The organism is Edaphobacter sp. HDX4, assembly GCF_036877565.1.
In the GTDB taxonomy this organism is placed as follows: domain Bacteria; phylum Acidobacteriota; class Terriglobia; order Terriglobales; family Acidobacteriaceae; genus Edaphobacter.
Map to the genome: position 1 here is coordinate 89,781 of NZ_JAEDXW010000006.1, position 19,079 is coordinate 108,859.

Below are 19,079 nucleotides of genomic sequence, written 5' to 3' on the forward strand. Positions count from 1 at the left end.
GGATGTTTCCCGTTTCGGGAAGCCACCGTGACCTTCGTACCGTAGATTTCGACCACTGGAACTCAAGTTAACGTATCCATGGATATTGAGGACAGGCTGGAACCAGCGCTCTACCGCAGCCAGATAACCATGAAGCCATCCCTTCGGCTCGTCTGTTCCATCGCGTATTCGTTCGCTCTCGCTCTACTCTGCTCAGCCGTTCTGCGAGCGCAAACCGACACCCAGCACATAGCGTTCGCGGGCTTGCGCGCAGCTGGAGGGATGGGCGCGTTCCATGGGCTGCAGGCAGATCGCAGCGGCAACTTCTACCTTCTCTTCGATCAGAAAGATGGGGTGCGGATCTTCAAGACCGATGCCACAGCCACCCAGATCCTGGCGCAGGCTCACATCGGATCGGCAGGAGACATCGGGCTTGCTCTTGCACTCGATCCCACAGGAAATGTCTACGTCACCGGGACGACTACATCGGCTTCGCTGCCGACGACCGGCAGCGTTCCCTTTCCTTCACCCGCGGATGCGTCCACAAACGGCTTTGTTGCAAAGTTCGACGCAAATCTGAATCTGGTCTTTGCAACCTACACTGGCAGTGGCCGCATGGCACCTGCCGCAATCGCAGCCACAGTAGACCGCGTGTTCATCACGGGAGGCATCTACGCCGCCAGCCTTCCCGTAACCCCCTCAGCCATCCTTCAGCAGCCGGCACCTGGTAGCTCAGGAAACGGATTCGTTGAAGCATTCTCTTCGGATGGGCATTCCCTTGTGTATGCCACCTATCTCAGCGGCCTCAATGGCGACACCAATCCAGCCGCTATCGCCACGGATGGCGCAGATAACGCCTACGTTGCGGGCTACACAACATCGCCGGGATTTCTGACCGCAGCCGCCGTCGTCCCGGAGATGATCGGCTCCGGCTCCGGCTTCCTCACCAAACTTACGCCCTCGGCTGACGGCATACTCTTCTCCACATTCGTTCCGGGCACAGGAATCAGTTCTGTCACTCTAGACACCGACACTCAGACGCTGCTCTTCTCGGGTGACATCGATCTTGGCTCATTTCCCGTCACGTCCGTAAATGCGCCGGTCGTGTCTGCGAGATATCAGAGCGTTGTGCGTATGCCGTTGGATGGCAGCCGCGTTTTATCTTCCACACTTCTGACGCCCGGAACGCAGTCGGTCGTGGCAGCCGGCACGGATGAGACTGCCTGGGCAGCGTTACAGCTGTCTGCTTCTCTGCTCCCTCTTCCGCCCATCTCTTCAGTAGGCTCAGCCGCTGGCTTTCACCTGACGACGCAGGGCGCCATCGACCAGACCGTCCGCTTCGGCGGGCCGAATACCCAATCCTCGGCCCTGCCCGTCAACATTAGCGCCATCGCTCTCGATTCCGGTGGGCAGCCTCTCTTCGCAGGCAGCATCAATCCAACCACCAGTGCCAGCCTGCTCGCAACGGAGACCTTCGATCTTCCTCTGCTCAATGCACCATCAACGCTGCTTCCTTCTACTGTGCGGGATGCCACTCTACCAATCGGGTCCAACTGCGGAAGTATCTGCGCCGGCTCCGGAGCGTATCTGACCAAACTGAATCTCACGGCCCGGGCCGCTCTTGCAGTCTCCGCAGACGGTTCGCCCAATGTGGTGCTGCGAAACCTAGGCTCGGTCGCGACTTCGGATCTCCAGATCAGCGCAACAGGTCTTTCCCCGGTTCACGACTGCCCCTCTCAATTGAGCGCAGGAGCGGAATGTGACATCGTCCTGAACGGAAGCGCTCTCGGAACCCTGACAGTACAAGCCTCAAATGCCGATACCCAGACCGTCTCCCTTCCTGCGCCGGTTAGAGTCGGCACAACTCTTGTGTACTCCCCTCGCGAGATCGACTTCGGAGTTCTGACGCCTTCCACAACCGCCGTCAGCCGCACCGTGACGGTGACGAATCTGGGTTCAGCCGCCGTTACTCAAGCGCTTCCTGTCTCGTTTCCCCCCGGCTCGAACTACACCATCGCCTCCGGAGGCGATTGCCCCGGCTTCGGCTCTTCACAACCCATTCAGCCCGGCGCGAGCTGCCACCTTGTACTTCAGGCCTCTGCGCCCTCGGGCGCCAGCACCGGGGCATGGCAGAGCCTTTGGTCCTCCGGCGTAAGCTCAATCGCTCTCACCGGATTCACGCAACCGGATGGGCTCAACGCCTCCGCCATGAAGATTGATTTCGGGACCCAGTTCCTCGGCGGTCTGCGTCTCTCCCGATACCTTTATCTTTCGAATCACACAAGCGCTTCCATCCAGCACTCGACCGTCGCTCTGCCATCCTCCTCGCCTTTCACCGTAGTGGATCGTTGTCCTGCGGTGCTCGAAGCGCGCACCGTCTGCCAGATTCAACTGGACTATCAGTCCCCGCAGACCTCCGCAGACTCCATCACCCTGTCTCTCGACCAGGGACTGCAGGTCCTTGTGACCGGAAAGACGACTCCCGCTCCCGGAGCCAACGGCGAAACAGCCAATCCGAATCTCGTGGTGACTCCCGCGGCGCTCGACTTTCCCAACGCAGTCGTCGTCACGGGAAGCTCTGCAGGCACGATGACCGCGACGGTCTCCAACATCGGAGCGCAACCATTTCCGCTTGCTCTCAGTCTCAGCGGAGACTTCATCCAGTCCACCAACTGCACCAATGTTCTTGCTGCAGGTTCCGCCTGTTCTGTCGTTCTGAGCTTTACGCCCTCGCAACCGGGAACGCGCCAGGGACTTCTTACCGTCTCCTCCGGCTCGGCGACGACACCTGCCTATGTAAGCCTGACCGGTACTGCCACCCCAATCCTGGCCGCCAACAACGGCACTCTCGATCTCGGCAGCAGCGTCATCGGACAGCCCATCGTCAGCTGGTACAAGATCACCCAGCCCTTCACCCAACTTGCCGTCCATACCACTGGAGATTTCCGGGCGCTCCTGGTGGAGGACATCGGCTACGGTCACGGACAACCGGCTTCCTCTGCTTTCACATCCTCTGCTGTCGGCTCCTGCCTCAACTGCTGGTTGGGAGTGCAATTCCTTCCCGCCTCCGCTGGCGCGCAAACCGGTTCGCTCGCATTCACCTCCAGCAGTAGCGGAGCCACCTACCAGCTCGCGCTCACAGGAGACGGTCTTCCACTCAACAGCCTCGTGCTTACACCGTCCGAGCAGGAGTTCGGTCCCATCCCCGTTCATAGCTCGAGCGCCGCCGCTCTCTTCACTCTTACGAATCTCACCGCAGGCAACGTTAGCTTCACCGGCCCGATAGTCACCGGAGACTTCACTCTTGTGAACGCCGCCACCGGCGGACCCTCCTGCCTCGGGACAATCGCCCCCAGCGCCTCGTGTTTTGTGCAGGTAGCTTTTACCCCGACGACAATGGGACAGGCAGCGGGAACTCTCTCCCTGCCCTCAAGCTCAGGAACAGCTACTGCGATCCTTACCGGCTTTGGATCCTCCGATCCCGGCCTCGCCATCAATCCCGCGGCTCTGGTCTTCCGCAACGTACCCAGCCCCCTGGCGACCCAGCAGACCATTACGCTCTCCAATACGGGTGTCTACGACCTTCAGTTTGGAGCCCTGAATTCCGGCTCGGCCAACTTCCAGACCATCACTACCTGCGGCACGCTTACTCCGGGCGCAAGCTGCACCATTGCAGTCAGCTTCGCACCGTCATCCGCCACCGTCTCCACCGTGCTCTCGATTCCTGTAACCAGCAGCGCTGCTGGTGGGCCGCAGACCACCTACTCCATTCCCCTCTCCGGGGCGTACACGGCTGAAGATGGCGGCCTTCAGATTCTGCCAGCGGAAGCTGCCTATGGCCCGACACCGACCGGCGTCCAGGGCATCACGCGCCAGTTCATCATCAACAATCTCACCTCCAGACAGGCTGGCGTGGCCCTGATGCTTCCTCGCCAGTTCAGCCTTACCGGAGCCCCCTGTTCTACGCTGGCCGCAGGTGCGGGTTGTACGTTCTCCGTCACCTTCACCCCTTCAACCAACGGCGATATCACCGGAACCCTGTTCGCCGAGGCCACCCCCATCGATGGCAGCGCAAAGCTCCACGGTTTGGGGTATATCGAGGGTTACGGCAATGGCGAAGGTTCTCTCGACATCACGGGCGATCTTCTCCCTGGCCGCGTGGTCCAGTTTGGACAGGTCGCCTCCGGCCAGACCGCAACCCGGACCCTGACGCTCACCAACAACGGAACGACGACGGTGACAATCCGGCGCCTGACCAGTGAATGGCCATTTCAGACTTCCACCGACTGCGGCCGCGCCCTCTCACCTGCAGCCGCATGTACCGTCACGCTTGTCTACACACCGTTGAACGAGGTGTCCACAGGTTCCAGCCCCGCTCCCTTCAACACCGATAGTGGAAGTCTCGTGGTCGAGAGTGATGCTGCCTCCAGTCCCGACTTCATCGACCTGACCGGCACCGTGGCCCCTCTGGTCGTTGCGGTCCCTTCGACTTCGACGCCGCTTTACGCATACACCCTCTCTCAGGGCTCGCTCCACTTTGACAGCACACAGGCCGGAGAATCCTCGACTTCACAGCCACTCGTTCTCACCAACACCGGAACGACCACCCTCCATATAAAGAACCTACTCGTGCCGCCCGACTTCTCCGTCCAAGGAGCCTGCCCGCCGATCGTTCCGGCCTCAACCTGTTCGCTGACTGTATCGTTCACGCCACAGGCTCAGGCATCGCAGACATCAACGCCGGTCCTGGGTACGCTTGAGATCGTCTCTGACTCCAGCACAGCGCTCGAGTTCGTCAGCCTCTCCGGTACTGCGACGCCTTCTTCGCTCGGCCTCTCCCCTGCCGCTCTCGACTTCGGTTCGGTCCTCGTCGGAAGCTCCCGCACGCTTCCTGTCACCCTCACGAACTACAGCCGAACGAGCGCCGTCTTCCGTAGCCTTACCACCACTGGCGACTACATTACCTCCGGAGACTGCCCCGCCGTCGGCTCGCAGCTCTCGCCTGCTGCTGCGTGCACCCTGCAGATCACCTTCAAGCCATCGCAGCAGGGAGTGCGATCCGCCGCCGCGACCGTCGCAACCTCTCTGACCACCCTGCCGCTCGCCATCGCTCTCACCGGAATCGGCACCCAGTCACACCTTGTAGCCACACCCGGCAGCCTCTCGTTTGGCGATACGCCGCTGGGCTCGGCCACGAGCCTGAGCTTCTCGCTCACCAACAGCGGCACGGCTCCCGTCTCCGGCCTCTCTGTGACAGCGACTGGCGACTACGCCCTGCAAGCGCCATGCAGCGCTGCAACCCTCGCACCGGGAGGCCGGTGTGATCTCACCATCAAGTTCACTCCAACTACTCCCGGGATCAGGTCCGGGAGCCTCAAGGTCACCAGCTCAGATCCTGGATCACCCATGAGCATCCCGCTTTCAGGCAATGGGCTTGCTCTCAAGAGCTTCTCGCTTATCGTCGACGGCGCATCGGCGTCCAGCCTGAAAGTCATCAGCGGACAGCCTGCCAGCTACCATCTCTCGGTCACCCCTCAAAACGGATATGCCGGGCCCGTCATTCTCAACTGCACACCGGTTCAACCGGGGCAGTACGCATCCTGCTCGTTCCTGCCTTCAAACATCACTTTGACCGGGAGTGGCGCCCAAAGCTCTGTCGTTACCCTGAATACAGTGACTGAGTCCGTCGCCGCACTGCCCTCGCATCAGACCAGCGCCACCTGGGCTCTTCTGGCCGCACCGCTGGGACTCTTCTTCCTGCGACGGAATCGGCCCTTGCTCGCTCTGCTCCTGCTCAGCGTGGTCACCTTCGCGGCCTCGGGGTGCGGAAGCGGAGGAACCGTCGTCTTCGGCGATCCCAATCTTCGCTATACTCCACCCGGAACCTATCAATACCGTGTTACCGCGAGCAGCACAACGGGCACACCGATCAGCCAGACCGTGGCCCTTACGCTCGTCGTAACAGCCAGGTAGAGGTCGGGCACGGATCAGCCTCTCGAGTGGGCCGCCTCGACCGGGATCGAAATCTGCTCGACGATCTCAATTCCGAATCCCTGCAGTGCGGGAACATGCGTCGGAGTATTCGTCAGCAGGCGAATCTTGTGGATTCCCAGATCAGAGAGTATCTGTCCTCCCAGGCCCACCTGGCGCAGCGTCCGCTGGGCTCGATCTTCACTGCGCTCCCTTGAGCGGTGATCCCGGTGGAACACCACCCGGTGTGGGGTCACGTTCCTGTCAATTCCGAAGCCGGCACTCCCGTTGTGCAGATACACCAGGGCTCCGCGGCCCGCCTCGGCAATCATCTTCAGCGACTTCTCAACCACGGCCCTGCAATCGCACAGGGTAGTACCAAAGACATCTCCGGCCAGGCAATGGGTGTGCACACGCACGGTCACCGGCTCCTCACCGGCCACCTCGCCGTACACCAGCGCCACATGAGACTCGCCCCCTTCTACCTCGCTCTCATAGGCAATCACGCGGAAGTCCCCATACGCGGTGGGCATCATCGACTCTGCGATGCGATGGATATAACGCTCATGTTGCAAACGATAGCGAATGAGATCCGCGACCGTTACCATCTTCAGGCCATGCGTCTCACAGAACGGAACCAGGTCAGGAACTCGGGCCATGGTTCCGTCATCGTTCATGATCTCGCAGATCACTCCAGCTGGCACAAGGCCCGCCATTCTCGCTAAATCGACCGACGCCTCCGTCTGCCCCGCCCGTACCAGCACTCCACCCTTGCGCGCCCTCAGCGGGAAGACGTGTCCTGGTCGCGCCAGGTCATGGGCCGTCGACTTCGGATCGATCGCCACTCGAATGGTGTGCGCACGATCCGCTGCAGAGATCCCGGTCGTGACTCCCTCGCGCGCTTCGATGGTCTCGGTAAACGCCGTGCCGAAACGCGAAGTATTCTCCTGCGTCATCGGGCCCAGCCTCAGATAATCTGCACGCTCCTCGGTCAGCGTCAGGCAGATGAGACCCCGGCCGAACTTCGCCATGAAGTTGATCGCCTCCGGCGTCACAAACTCCGCGGCAAGCGTCAGATCACCTTCGTTTTCGCGATCCTCATCGTCCACGACAACGACCATCCTGCCCGCACGAATCTCCGCGACTGCCTCACTGACCTCAACAAACATAACCCACTCCTCCGGCATCTCTTTCGACGGTCTTAATCATACGTTCGACACAAAAAGAGAACGCCGCCCATTCCAGGCGGCGTCTTCATTTCTACGGAAATCGTTCGTTACAGAGTCGACTCAATCTCGAAGCCCCAGGCTTCCAACAGCGCCTCCGGGATGTACTTCGAGTTTTTATTCCGACGCGCCCATTCACGCAGTCTCGTTGACCGGATGTATTGGTCTGGGGTCAGCTTGAACTCTTTCACGACCTGTTCGAACGATGTTACCGTTGGGACCACAGGGCCGATCGGCTCTGGTTTGCCCCAGTTCGGGTTTCCACGACGTTTCGCCATAGTGTGCAAGTACCTCTTATATTTGTGTGCTCAGGTTCCCTTCAGCATTGCCAGTCAAAGAGAAAGAGACCATGTGTATTTTATGTCAAGTAACCCTTGAAAATCAAGGAACTTCCGGATAGAATCTGCTGACTTGCCTTTGTCTCACGCAAGCCGTGCCCCTGCCTCACTTATGGAGCAGATCGCTATAGAACCGGCCGAGGTCGGCCTTCATACCCTTTAGCGCGTCCACATTCAGATAGACCATGTGACCAGCCGGGTAATAACCAAATTCCACGTTGCCGATCAGTTGCTTCGGAAGGCTCATGTGGCTCAGGTCGTACTCCGTGGCAAAAAAAGGCGTCGCCAGGTCGAAGTAGCCATTCGCGGAGAATACGTGCAGAGATGGATTCTTTCGCATCGCATCCGCCAGATCCAGCGCCGTATCCGGCATCGCCTGTTTATTTCTCCCCTCGCCGGGTCCCTCGTGCTTGAAGTCCCACGCCTGGTTCACGCCAGGACCCGACGTGTAGTACGGCTCCTGGCTCATGTACTTCAGTTCATGCTGGATGTAGTCGTGGAAGGCACCCACAAAGGCGCCGCTGATCCCGGTATCGGACGGATCGAATCCTGGAGTCTCTCCTGCCGCATCCGGATCCCACCCCATGAACCGCGCATCGTAGCGTCCCAAGGTCCGATCATCGTCGCGGAGAAGTTCCTTGCGAAAACGCCCCGGCGCAACGCGCAGCCGCGTCTCCCTCAGATAGCTGACCTTCAAACCCGTGAAGGCAGAGGCCTGTGCGGCCACGGTCTCCAGTTCGGCCGGCGATAAGCGGTCCCCCTTGGCGAGTGCTTGGGCATACGACCCTCGAGCAAACTCTCTGGCCTGCTGCACCCAGTCCGCAAGGGAACCGGATACCTTGACCTTCTTGTAGTAATAGGCGATGGCTGCATAAGATGGAATATATCCCACAAATTCAGCATCATAGCCAGCACTCCTGATCCCATAGTTTAGGATTGAGGAGAGCAGGATGACTCCATTGAACGGAACGCCATCGTTCTGCAATGCCGCTGCCAGCCCAGCCGCCCGGGTGGTCCCGTAGGACTCTCCAAACAAAAATTTGGGTGAGGTCCAGCGCTGGTTCGCGGTGATATACCGCTCGATAAATCTGCGGAAGGCGCGAATATCCTGATCGGTCCCCGCAAAGTCCTTCGTGGTTCCCTTCCCGACCGCACGGGAGAAACCGCAGAGCGGTGCATCGATAAACACGAGATCGCTCTTGTCGAGCAGACTGTATTCATTCGGAACCCACCTGTACGGAGCCGGCCCGCTCGCCTCAGGACTGCGGGTCACCACCCGAACCGGCCCAAAGGACCCCATATGCAGCCAGATCGTCGCTGCACCCGGTCCTCCGTTGAAGAAGAACGTCACGGGACGAGTTCCGGCATCCGCACCATCCTGCGTGTAAGCGACGTAGAACATGCTGGCATCGGGGCGGTCCTGATCATCGCGAATCAGAAGATTTCCCGCAGTCGCCGTGTAGTGGATGACCTGGCCGCCCAGTGTGAGATCGTGCTTGGTGACCGAGGTGCTCTCAGGAGGGACCGGGACTCCACCTTCCTTCTGCCGGTCTTCCTGCGGCTTCGTTTCGGGGCTCTTTGGGCGAGCATCCTGGGCGTAAGCCATCGTTCCCATTGCTAGCGTGGAAGCGAACACCGTAGCGGCCACTGCAGACCCTAGACGTCTCCAAACGTTCAATCGAGATTCCCCTCTGTTGTGATGGCTGACGCACAGACCTCTCCATCATAACCGTGGGTATCTCTCAATCCAGATAGCAGGGCGCAAAAGGCCCGCTCACACGCGCTCCTCTAATGCGGAGCGACTCTGTCGCCTAAACCGCCGTATCCAGGCGGAAGGACTCGGTATAGGGAACAACCGGGTATCCCTTTGCCTTCCACGCGCCAAGGCCTCCCCGCAACAGTCTTACGCGGCTAAACCCGAGCTTCAGACCATGCTCCACAATCTGGCGGCTCGTCTTCTGCCCCTCGCAGGTGCAGTAGAGCACCGCATCCACATCCGCAGGAATCAGCGAGGGGTTTGCCAGGATCTCCTTTGGAGGAATTCGCTTCGCGCCCGGGATCATCTCGGAACGCGCAAGTAGGTCCAGTGGCTGGCGGACGTCGAACAGCAGTATTTTCGCATCCGGCTCAAGCAGCGGGCGTAGCGCATCCGCATCGATAAAGTGTTGCTCGATCTCTCTCGTCCGGCGGCGCCGCAGCGCCCATACAACACCGCCGATTCCTGCAAGCACCAACAGTGCCAAAGCTGTCATAGCAGTTCCATACAGCATCTCTGCTCCTCCTCTCGGGCCCGGGGACTAGTTCCTTTCAGATTCTCGACGGAGTCCATTGGATTCTGTATCTCCTTTTATCCCCCGCGCTCGCCTTCGCAGCCATCAGGCAAACAATATGCGAAGATGAGCCAAGGCTTTATGGATTCCACCGCTCTCTCAGACCTTCTCCACAGAACCTTTGGCTTCTCGGGCTTCCGTGCCAATCAGGAGGACGTGTGCCGGGCCGCGACTGATGGCCGCGACGTTCTCCTGGTCATGCCGACGGGGGCGGGAAAATCCCTCTGCTACCAGCTTCCCGCCATCGCGCGCGGTGGCACGGCGCTGGTGATCTCGCCCCTCATCGCATTGATGGACGATCAGGCCTCCAAGCTCTCTGCTCTGGGTCTCCGTGTCGCCCGCATTCACTCCGGGCTCTCTCGCGACCAATCCCGCCAGGCCTGCCGGGAATACCTCGACGGTACGCTCCAGTTCCTTTTTATCGCTCCGGAGCGCATGCGTGTACCTGGCTTCCCGGAGATGCTTGCGAAGCGGAAACCGGGCCTCATCGCCATCGACGAAGCGCACTGCATCTCCCAGTGGGGTCACGACTTCCGTCCGGACTATCGCACGCTCGGGGATCATCTTCCCGCCCTTCGCCCCGCTCCCATCATCGCCCTCACGGCGACCGCGACCCCTACCGTCCAGCGCGATATCGCCACGCAGCTCCGCCTGCACAATCCGTCCCTCTTCATCCATGGTTTCCGCCGTCATAATCTCGCAATCGAGGTTCTGGAGCTCTCCAAGCCGCGCCGGAATCAGTTCGCAATCGACCTGCTCAAGTCGCAGGCCAATCGACCGGCAATCGTCTACGCACCCTCCCGCAAGGCCGCCGAAGACCTGGCTTCGCAACTCGGGGGCCGCGCTGCCGCCTATCACGCAGGTCTGGATCCGGCGACACGCGAGCGGGTCCAGCGTCACTTCCTCTCGGGCAAGCTCGAGGTCGTCGTCGCCACCATTGCATTCGGAATGGGAATCGACAAAGCCGATGTCCGCACCGTCATCCACACGGCCCTTCCCGGATCGGTCGAAGCCTACTACCAGGAGATCGGTCGCGCCGGACGCGACGGAAAACCCTCGCGCACGGTCCTGCTCCACTCCTTCGCCGACCGCAAGATGCACGACTTCTTCCTCGAGCGCGACTACCCTCCCGCCGCCGAACTGATGCGTCTGGCAGGTGCTCTCGGACCTGACTTCCAGCCGCCCGAGACCTTGCGCCTCCGCCTGCGCATGGACGTGGAGACCTTCGAGCGTGCCGCAGAAAAACTGGTCTCCCAGGGTGGCGCGGCCGCCGACATCGCCGGCAATCTGCGCTCAACCGGAAGCCTCAACTGGCGTACCGGCTATGACGATCAAATCGCATTCCGTCGCTCCCAGATCGCTCACATGGCCCGCTTCGCTGAAACTGCGCAGTGTCGCATGACGGCGCTCATCCAGCACTTCGGAGACACCACGGACGGCAATCGCCCGTGCGGTCACTGCGACTTCTGCTCTCCGGAAAGGGCCACCGCCCAGACCTTTCGCCAGCCAACCGGCCAGGAAGAACGACAGCTCCGTTCTATCCTCAGAGCACTCGATGGAGGTCAGTCGCGCGCGACAGGCAAACTGCATACCGATCTCGCACTGGGAATCGATCGTAAGCAGTTCGACGCTTATCTCAACGCGCTTACCCGCGCCGGGCTCATCGCCCTCACCAGTGACAGCTTCACCAATGCTGAGGGGAATCTCATCAGCTTCAAGCGCGCCTCGCTCACCCACGAGGGCCGAACCCTGGATGACGGAGAAGACCTTGGCGTCCTGCTGCCCGCCGAGGACACTTCAACGTCCCCGGCTAGAAAGCGCAGCCGCTCAACGTCATCGCACTCTCCCAGCGGCAGCCGCTCCTCCTCAGACGTGTCGTCCCGACCTAAGCGCAGCGAAGTGGAGGGATCTGCCTCTCAACCTCTCACTCCCAGGCAACAGCAACTCGAAAAAGCTCTCCGCGACTGGCGCAAAGCCGAAGCCGCCAAAACCGGTAAACCGGCGTTCTTCGTATTCGGCGACACCGTCCTCCACAACATCGTCCGCGCACACCCATCCACTCTCGGCGAACTTCAGAGCGTCTCCGGCATGGGTCCGGAAAAGAGTGATCTCTACGGTGCGCAGATCATCTCACTTTGTCGCAAGGCGAAGGACTCCTCCTCCGATGCGCAACTCCCTGTCTCCTCCACAAACTCCCCTGTGAAAGCTCACCCGGAACGAAATGCCTCGTTACCGATCAAGAGGGCTGCGCGACAGGCAGATAAGGACCTCAGCGACCCAGGACATCGTCACTCCAGCGAATCGCAACCAGCCGTACAGACGTTTACTCGCCCTCGCGTGGCGGCTGACCCTGCGGACCCTCTCACGCCCGTCCAGCAGGCTCTCGATCAGCGCCTCCGCGAGTGGCGTAGCTCCGAAGCCGAGCGCCTTGGCCTTCCACTGTTCTTCATCCTGGGCACCTCCACCCTCCGAGCTATCGCGGTCGAGCACCCACGCACCCTCGCCGACCTAAAACACATCGAAGGCATCTCACTCGAAAAAGTTGAAAGGTTCGGCGCAAGCATCCTCGAGATCTGCGCCGGATAGCTACTTCACGGCATCCGCAATCGGCGCCCCCCCGCCATCCTCTCAGAGAACCTGGTTTGCAATCCCAGCCCGTTCCGACGACCGCTCTGTTCGCAAGACTCCGGGTATGCTACCGTCGCAATCGATGCCGCCTTCCAATGACAGCCGTCACACCCCCGCTTCCATGGATCCCTCACTCGAGGAGCGTGCAAACCACTGCTTCGGTTGCGGTCCTAACAATCCCCAGGGACTTCATCTCGTCTTCTACACCGACGAAACCCTCCCACAGTCCCCGGTAGCTACAGCAGACTTCCAGCTCGATCGTATGCATGAAGGTCCACCCGGCTACGTGCACGGTGGCATCGTGGCCACCTTGCTCGATGAGGCTATGAGCAAGCTCAACCGCTCCCTCGACGTGCTCGCCGTGACCCGGCGCCTCGAGGTCGATTACCTGCGCCCCGTTCCGCTCCACCAGAAATTGAAGCTCGTCGGTCGCCACTCCCACCGTGAGGGCCGCAAGCTCTTTCATCACGCCGAGATTCTCGCCCCCGACGGCACAGCTCTCGCAAAAGCCAGGGGAGTCTTCATCCAGCTCGACAAAGCGCTGCTCGCGCGTGCCGGGCTGACCGAGTCGGGGAGCTAGATCTCCGACTCCTCCCAGTACCCCTGATCGCGCAGAAAGTATTTATTGTTCCAGCTGTGCATCATGGTCTTGAAGAACATCCAGACCATCCTTCCGTGTCCCAGCTTCTGGAAGCGGCGATTCGTCGTCAGCACCTTCCCCCGGACGATACGAAAGCGCGTCAGCGCTACCCCCTTCGACAGCAGATAGTCTTCGGCAAAGAGTGCCCGTTCGTTGAATCCACCCAGCACCCAGAAGGCTTCGCGATCGAACAGCATGAACATTCCCGTTGCGAATGGCTTCAGGAACGATCCGATGCGCTGCATGAAGTTGTTGCCCGCGTAAAGAAGATCGTCGGCGAAGTTTCCCTCTCTGCACGCGATGTTGGTCGTCACCAGGTGCAGCTTCCTCCTCCGCATCCTCCATAGCGCTCTGCGCAGCAGAGTGGGTTCCGGCAGCTCCACGTCTGCATCCAGAAACAGCACATAGGGTGTCGTGGCCAGTCGCGCTCCCGCATTCCGTCCGACGGAAGGCAGACCGCCCTCGATCACCTCCACCAGCAGCCGGTCACGAAAGCTCAGCGCCACCTCGACCGTTCCGTCAGTCGATCCCGCATCCGCAACGATGATCCTTGTCTCCGCCATCCCCGGGTAGTCCTGGCGGGCCAGGGAACCCAGCAATCCTGGCAACATTCCGGCCTCATTCTTCGCCGGGATCACGATCGTCAGCTCTGCGCCCATCGTACCTCCGGAGCCTCTTACACGCTCCTCTCAAGAAAGTTTGGTCCCCTTTTGCCGCGTCACGCGTCAAAAAAGCGTTAATCTTCTGCGAATCGTCCCATAGTGGATTAACTCCTCTTGCTCTTTCATCCAGCGGAAACAAACTGCTAAACTTAAATTCTCGCGGCCACCTCCAAAACTTCACGACAGACCGCGGCTCCCAAGGAGAATCGTCATGGCTGACCACACCTCGAACGGCAATCTCGGATCCTCTTCCCTCCGCCTCAAGACCGGCCTAGCCGAGATGCTCAAGGGTGGAGTCATCATGGACGTCATGAACGTCGAACAGGCCCGCATCGCCGAAGAGGCCGGTGCGACCTCCGTCATGGCGCTTGAGCGCGTTCCCGCCATGATCCGTGCCGAGGGCGGCGTCGCCCGCATGGCCAACCCGAAGCTCATCAAGGAGATCATCGGAGCCGTCTCCATCCCAGTCATGGCCAAGGCCCGCATCGGCCACTTCGCCGAGGCCCAGATCCTCCAGGAGCTCGGCGTCGACTTCATCGACGAGTCCGAGGTCCTCACCCCCGCCGACGAGACCTACCACATCGACAAGCACGCCTTCACCACCCCCTTCGTCTGCGGAGCCCGCAACCTGGGCGAGGCCTGTCGCCGCATCGCTGAAGGCGCTGCCATGATCCGCACCAAGGGTGAGGCCGGAACCGGCGACGTCGTCCATGCCGTCCAGCACATGCGCCAGATCGTCCGCGAGATGAAGGCTCTCACCGTCCTCGACGAGGGCGAGCTCTACAACCAGGCCAAGCTCCACCAGGCTCCTTACGAGCTCATCCGCATGGTCGCCAAGACCGGCAAGCTCCCCGTTCCCAACTTCTCCGCCGGCGGAATCGCCACCCCGGCCGACGCCGCCCTCATGATGCAGCTTGGTGCCGAGGCCGTCTTCGTCGGCTCCGGAATCTTCATGAAGGAGCGCGCCACTCCGCTCGACGTCGAGAACGACCCCAAGGAGCGCGCCGAAGCCGTCTCACGCGCCAAGGCGATCGTCATCGCCACCACTCACTACAACGATCCCAAGATCGTCGCCGAAGCCTCAGAAGCCGTCACCGGAACCATGAAGGGCCTCGCCGCCGCCGCCCTCGAAGAGCACGAGCTTCTCCAGACCCGCGGCTGGTAGTTTCCTCAGAGACTTGAACGCCACCGGTCAACTCCGGTGGCGTTCGCTCTTAACCGGAGACGCGGGAATCTCGTCCGTTCTCTCACGTCAGGCGAGTCGCGGAGATCGGTTTTAGCGACCAGGAGACGACAGATTCCAGTGAACCGTCGCCTTCCCATCGCAGCACAGCATCCTGCGCGGGACTGTCGTAATAGAAGCGCTTCGTCCAGGCAATCCGCTCCCCCACAATCAGCTCAATCACCGAGCCATCGATGTGGAGACGAATCTCTACAACTTCGTCCTTGCCCATCGAGAGCTTCAGTGGTCGCCCATCGATAAAGACCGATTCCGGGTAGGACGGATCGAATTCGAGCTCCATCCATCTATCCCTGGAGCGCTCGCCCTCAATCACCAACCTGAACGAACCCCGTTGCCGCCGCGCACGATAGACCGCTTCCCCACAGCAGCCTGTGATCCTGACGATCTTCGCCGCCTGCCCGCGAAGCTGTTTTGCTTCGCCTCGCAGCGTCTGCGCAGCCTCTGCCACTTTGTAACGCAGTGTCCCGTCCGCAGCCATGGACATCACTCTCGGAAGCGACATCATGCCGGCCCATCCAGCGCTCTTATACTCGGCTATGGGTCGCGACTCCTGGATCCATCCCCAGAGAATGCGATTCCCTTTCGCATCGAGCTGAGTCTTGGGTGCGTAGTAGCTGCCATAGTCCAGAATTCCCATCCGCTCCGGAGTAAAGGTGAGCTTCTCGCTATCGAAGTGGCCGGTCTGCCAAAACGCCTTTCCCATCGTGGAGAACAACAGCACGTGTCTGTTCCCCAGAGCGAAAAACTCCGGACACTCCCAGACATCCCACGGCATGTACGCCTCAAACGATGGCTCCCGCTGGGCGAAGATCTTTACAAACTCCCACGAGCGCAGATCTCTCGATCGATACAGAAGTAACGATCCACCGATATCAGGGAAACCGCAGGCGATAGGCGTATACCACCAGTCTCCCTGCTTCCATGGAGACGGATCGCGAAAGCCGTTTACCTGCATCCCCGCAGGAGGTTTAGCGATCACTGGTTCAGCAATCTTCGTAAAACTCGACAGATCGTCGTCATTCGCCATCGCGATACATTGTGTCTCGCACAAAGACGAATCCTTGATCGTTGCCTCTTTCAGAGATGACTTCTTCACGCCGGTGTACATCATCCCGACCTTGCCATTCTGGACAAAAGCGGTCCCGCTGAAGACTCCCTCCTCATCAGGCCCTCCGGGCGTAGGAGCCATCGCCACCGGCATGTGCCTCCAGTGAATCATGTCCTCACTAACTGCATGATTCCAGTGCATGTCTCCCCAGACCGCGGCGTGCGGGTTGTACTGGAAAAACATGTGGTACTTGCCCTTCCAGTAGATCGGGCCATTGGGATCGTTCATCCAGTTCTTCGCTGGCAGCAGATGATACTGAGGACGAAGCGGATCCTGAGCCAGGGAATCAGCCGCAGAAGCCCCCGACGCCGCCGCTTCCATACTCGTTGCCACGCCTGCCAACGTCGCTGCGCCAGCTGCGTTCCGAAGAAATCTGCGACGACTATTGCTCATGACCATCATTCGGCCACCTGTCACCCTGCTGCGATGGGTATCTCGTATTCAGCAATCAACGACTGCTCTGAAAACGACATCGCTACCATAGCAAATCGCCGCATCGGCGCGGGGACCAGACCATCGATGAGCACACGATTGAGTCGCGGGTGCGCAAACACCCGCGACTCACCGTAATCGGCTACCAAATGCGGTCTTCTGCCACAGCCCGCACAGAGCCTATGATTCGAAGCCCCGTATGTAGGGGGTATTCGGCGGGCGCGGCCCCGTGTTAAAGAGCGGACCGTGTGTCGAGTGATATTTCATATTCAGGAACGGCGTCTCTACGCGGCGTCCGACGGCAGAGTAACGGCCGTCCTCCCAGTTCGAATCCATGTAGTTGTTCACTATTCCGGTGGACAGAAGCAGCCGCTCCGCATTGAACGGTTCCTTTCTGGTCAGCATCATCTCGATAAGCCAGTGCTCGTGGGCGTTCGCAGCGTGGTACTGCGAGATGGGGCCGGGCCAGTCAAGCATGGAGATGATCGTCGGGTCTTTCAGTCCTTCGATCTCGCCGGCGTAAGTCCACCCCACGCCCCTGCCCGGAATCACCGCCGCATTGGTTCCGTCGTTATACTCCACGATGCAGAGGTTCGGTCGAAGTGGCCGCCGTTGATCCTGTCCGCCGCCCTCCTCAAAGTAGCCCGGCTTCAGATCAAAGTTCTTCCGCACCGCTTCAAGCAGGTTGTTGGCCCAGGGAGTGCGTTGGACCCAGTTCCATGTTTCAGGCCCCCGAATGGACTGCACCGACCTGACGCCCGTCTCGCCGCCCTTGCGGCGATCGTGAAATGCCTGGAGCACGTCGACAGCATGGAACGTGGCTCCCTCATCTGCGGTGTCTCCAACCACGATCGAGTTCTTGATCGGCGTATCGACGGCGATTTCAATCTCGGGCTTGCGATAGTAAATCGGTATGGAGGAACCGCCGGTCAGGGGGAAGTTCAGCTCACGGGATTTGTCGAACATCCACTTGGCATCGTCCCAGTTGTAGGAGAGGTGCTTGTCGTTGAATATGGGCACGGAGCGTTTGCTCTGCTCGAAGACATGGATGACCTGCTGGTAGATCCACCAGCGCGGCAGGAGCCAGTGCCCCTTGAGGTCAGTTGGATAATTCCCATGCTCGCAGACGATGACAACACCATCCACCGCAAGTTCCTGCCCGCCAAGCGTGACCGCTTCACCGACTGTTTTGTAGATGGGAATATTCTTCGCTTTGCAAACTTTCTGACCCAGCAGGCTCGTGTCGAACTGATTGATGTAAACGGACACCACGTCCACCCGCGAAGGGGTGTGTGCGCCCTTCCACCAATAACCGTCCATCAGCTTATCTATGATCCAGTCCGCATGTGAAGTCGGAAGACCCCAATAGCTGACGAGACAAGCGATACGGGGCCGCTTCTGGGCAGTCTGTGCAACAGCTTCGGGCGCAATACCGGTCAACCCCGCGAAACCTGCCATAGCGGTTAATCCCAGCATCTCACGCCGGGTGAAGAGGGAGTTCGACCCCATAGCTTCGGGGATTGGCGATGAATCCGCCACCGCCACCCTGGCTGCAATCTCGGTTTGTTTCTTTTCCATAATGATTGTCTGATCCTGTTGGTTACAGATTTATCTTCTTACTACAAATGCAGCAACTTGCTCCTTCGACATCTGGTCGTGCTGAGGCGCTCTACACCCACCCACCATCGATGACATAACTCTGGTTCGTGATCGCCGCACTGTCATCCGATGCCAGAAACAACACCAGCCGCGCCACCTCCTCCGGCTCAATCAGTCTCTTCAACGCCTGGCGCTTCAAGACCTCTGCCTTATATTCCTCCGTCAGCCACAGCCGCTTCTGCCGCTCCGTGGCAATTGCGCCCGGCATAACGCAATTCACTCGTATGTTGTGCTGCCCCAGCTCGTGGGCCAGCGTCCGTGTCATCCCGACAATTGCGGCCTTCGCCGTCACGTACACCGGCACATTGGTCGACGGAATCACCCAGCTGATCGAGCTCATATTGATGATTGATCCGCGCCCCGTCTTTCGCATCCCCGGCGCGATCGCCTGGGTCATAAAGAACTGGTGCTTGAGGTTCACCGCAATCGCATCGTCCCAGCTCTGGGACGTGACCTGCTCGATCCCATGCCTGGCATCGTTCGCCGCGTTGTTGACCAGCACGTCCACAGGTCCGAACCGGTCGACGATCTCTGCAGTCGTATCTTGCAGCCTATCGATGCTCGTCAGGTCACACCGGTAATAGACCGGAGCCTTCCCTCCCGCACCCCCGATTCGCGCAACCAGCTCCCCAGCCGCCTCATCCTGGATGTCGAGAAAGACCACCCGCGCCCGTTGTTCCGCAAAGGCTTCGACGATCGCCTCACCGATCCCCGTAGCCCCACCCGTCACCACCACCAGGCGATCCTCAAGGCTCGGATAACTTGCCATCCCCTTCATCCTTTCCTGCCTCCCCGACCCGTCCGCGCTCACCCTCTGCTAAAACGGAGCCGAATCTCGAAGATTCTTTCCCCGAGGGATTTTGT

Annotated in this window: 12 protein-coding genes; 4 read left to right on the plus strand and 8 right to left on the minus strand. The window is 60.1% G+C overall.

What is annotated here, in order from left to right; translation table 11 throughout:
- Positions 1-129: 129 nt before the first annotated feature.
- Positions 130-5,952, plus strand: a complete 5,823-nt coding sequence (locus JAO29_RS08100) for a choice-of-anchor D domain-containing protein (protein ID WP_334267693.1) — start codon at positions 130-132, stop codon at positions 5,950-5,952.
- Positions 5,953-5,966: 14 nt separating this feature from the next.
- Here the strand turns inward: JAO29_RS08100 and ribB are convergent, their stop codons facing one another.
- The 4 genes from ribB to JAO29_RS08120 all read right to left on the minus strand — a co-directional run bounded on the left by ribB (position 5,967) and on the right by JAO29_RS08120 (position 9,783).
- Positions 5,967-7,118: a 3,4-dihydroxy-2-butanone-4-phosphate synthase gene (gene ribB, locus JAO29_RS08105; protein ID WP_334267694.1), complete on the minus strand. Its 1,152-nt coding sequence runs from the start codon at positions 7,116-7,118 to the stop codon at positions 5,967-5,969.
- A 107-nt stretch (positions 7,119-7,225) separates the two neighbouring features.
- The gene (locus tag JAO29_RS08110) at positions 7,226-7,453 is read right to left on the minus strand and encodes a hypothetical protein (protein ID WP_020713518.1); all 228 of its coding nucleotides are present in this window, start codon (positions 7,451-7,453) and stop codon (positions 7,226-7,228) included.
- Positions 7,454-7,619: 166 nt separating this feature from the next.
- Positions 7,620-9,161 carry a S10 family peptidase gene (locus JAO29_RS08115; protein WP_334267695.1) on the minus strand — a complete coding sequence of 514 codons (1,542 nt, stop codon included), beginning with the start codon at positions 9,159-9,161 and terminating at the stop codon, positions 7,620-7,622.
- Between the two features lie 163 nt (positions 9,162-9,324).
- On the minus strand, positions 9,325-9,783 hold the full coding sequence (locus JAO29_RS08120; RefSeq protein ID WP_334267696.1) for a rhodanese-like domain-containing protein: 459 nt from the start codon (positions 9,781-9,783) through the stop codon (positions 9,325-9,327).
- Positions 9,784-9,909: 126 nt separating this feature from the next.
- Here JAO29_RS08120 and JAO29_RS08125 point away from each other — a divergent pair, with 126 nt between their 5' ends.
- Together JAO29_RS08125 and JAO29_RS08130 are read left to right on the plus strand one after the other, a co-directional pair.
- A complete protein-coding gene (locus tag JAO29_RS08125) occupies positions 9,910-12,429 on the plus strand; it encodes a RecQ family ATP-dependent DNA helicase (protein ID WP_334267697.1) in 2,520 nt (839 codons plus the stop codon).
- Positions 12,430-12,535: 106 nt separating this feature from the next.
- Positions 12,536-13,051: a PaaI family thioesterase gene (locus JAO29_RS08130; RefSeq protein ID WP_334267698.1), complete on the plus strand. Its 516-nt coding sequence runs from the start codon at positions 12,536-12,538 to the stop codon at positions 13,049-13,051.
- Here JAO29_RS08130 and JAO29_RS08135 read toward each other — a convergent pair.
- A complete protein-coding gene (locus JAO29_RS08135) occupies positions 13,048-13,770 on the minus strand; it encodes a glycosyltransferase (RefSeq protein WP_334267699.1) in 723 nt (240 codons plus the stop codon). The genes JAO29_RS08130 and JAO29_RS08135 overlap by 4 nt on opposite strands.
- A 214-nt stretch (positions 13,771-13,984) precedes the next feature.
- Here JAO29_RS08135 and pdxS point away from each other — a divergent pair, with 214 nt between their 5' ends.
- Positions 13,985-14,938, plus strand: a complete 954-nt coding sequence (gene pdxS / locus JAO29_RS08140) for a pyridoxal 5'-phosphate synthase lyase subunit PdxS (RefSeq protein WP_334267700.1) — start codon at positions 13,985-13,987, stop codon at positions 14,936-14,938.
- Between the two features lie 82 nt (positions 14,939-15,020).
- On the opposite strand, the gene JAO29_RS08145 is transcribed toward pdxS, so the two are convergent.
- From JAO29_RS08145 to JAO29_RS08155, 3 genes are all read right to left on the minus strand, one after another.
- On the minus strand, positions 15,021-16,517 hold the full coding sequence (locus tag JAO29_RS08145) for a glycoside hydrolase family 32 protein (protein ID WP_334267701.1): 1,497 nt from the start codon (positions 16,515-16,517) through the stop codon (positions 15,021-15,023).
- A 219-nt stretch (positions 16,518-16,736) separates the two neighbouring features.
- Positions 16,737-18,134, minus strand: a complete 1,398-nt coding sequence (locus JAO29_RS08150) for a hypothetical protein (protein WP_334267702.1) — start codon at positions 18,132-18,134, stop codon at positions 16,737-16,739.
- A gap of 91 nt (positions 18,135-18,225) precedes the next feature.
- Positions 18,226-18,984 carry an SDR family NAD(P)-dependent oxidoreductase gene (locus JAO29_RS08155; protein WP_334267703.1) on the minus strand — a complete coding sequence of 253 codons (759 nt, stop codon included), beginning with the start codon at positions 18,982-18,984 and terminating at the stop codon, positions 18,226-18,228.
- Between the last annotated feature and the right edge of the window lie 95 nt (positions 18,985-19,079).

Coding starts and splice junctions, on each gene's coding strand:
- JAO29_RS08100 (WP_334267693.1), top strand. CDS start 130: ATGAAGCCATCCCTTCGGCTCGTCTGTTCCATCGCGTATTCGTTCGCT.
- ribB (WP_334267694.1), bottom strand. CDS start 7,118: ATGTTTGTTGAGGTCAGTGAGGCAGTCGCGGAGATTCGTGCGGGCAGG.
- JAO29_RS08110 (WP_020713518.1), bottom strand. CDS start 7,453: ATGGCGAAACGTCGTGGAAACCCGAACTGGGGCAAACCAGAGCCGATC.
- JAO29_RS08120 (WP_334267696.1), bottom strand. CDS start 9,783: ATGCTGTATGGAACTGCTATGACAGCTTTGGCACTGTTGGTGCTTGCA.
- JAO29_RS08125 (WP_334267697.1), top strand. CDS start 9,910: ATGAGCCAAGGCTTTATGGATTCCACCGCTCTCTCAGACCTTCTCCAC.
- JAO29_RS08130 (WP_334267698.1), top strand. CDS start 12,536: ATGCTACCGTCGCAATCGATGCCGCCTTCCAATGACAGCCGTCACACC.
- JAO29_RS08135 (WP_334267699.1), bottom strand. CDS start 13,770: ATGGGCGCAGAGCTGACGATCGTGATCCCGGCGAAGAATGAGGCCGGA.
- pdxS (WP_334267700.1), top strand. CDS start 13,985: ATGGCTGACCACACCTCGAACGGCAATCTCGGATCCTCTTCCCTCCGC.
- JAO29_RS08145 (WP_334267701.1), bottom strand. CDS start 16,517: ATGAGCAATAGTCGTCGCAGATTTCTTCGGAACGCAGCTGGCGCAGCG.
- JAO29_RS08150 (WP_334267702.1), bottom strand. CDS start 18,134: ATGGAAAAGAAACAAACCGAGATTGCAGCCAGGGTGGCGGTGGCGGAT.
- JAO29_RS08155 (WP_334267703.1), bottom strand. CDS start 18,984: ATGGCAAGTTATCCGAGCCTTGAGGATCGCCTGGTGGTGGTGACGGGT.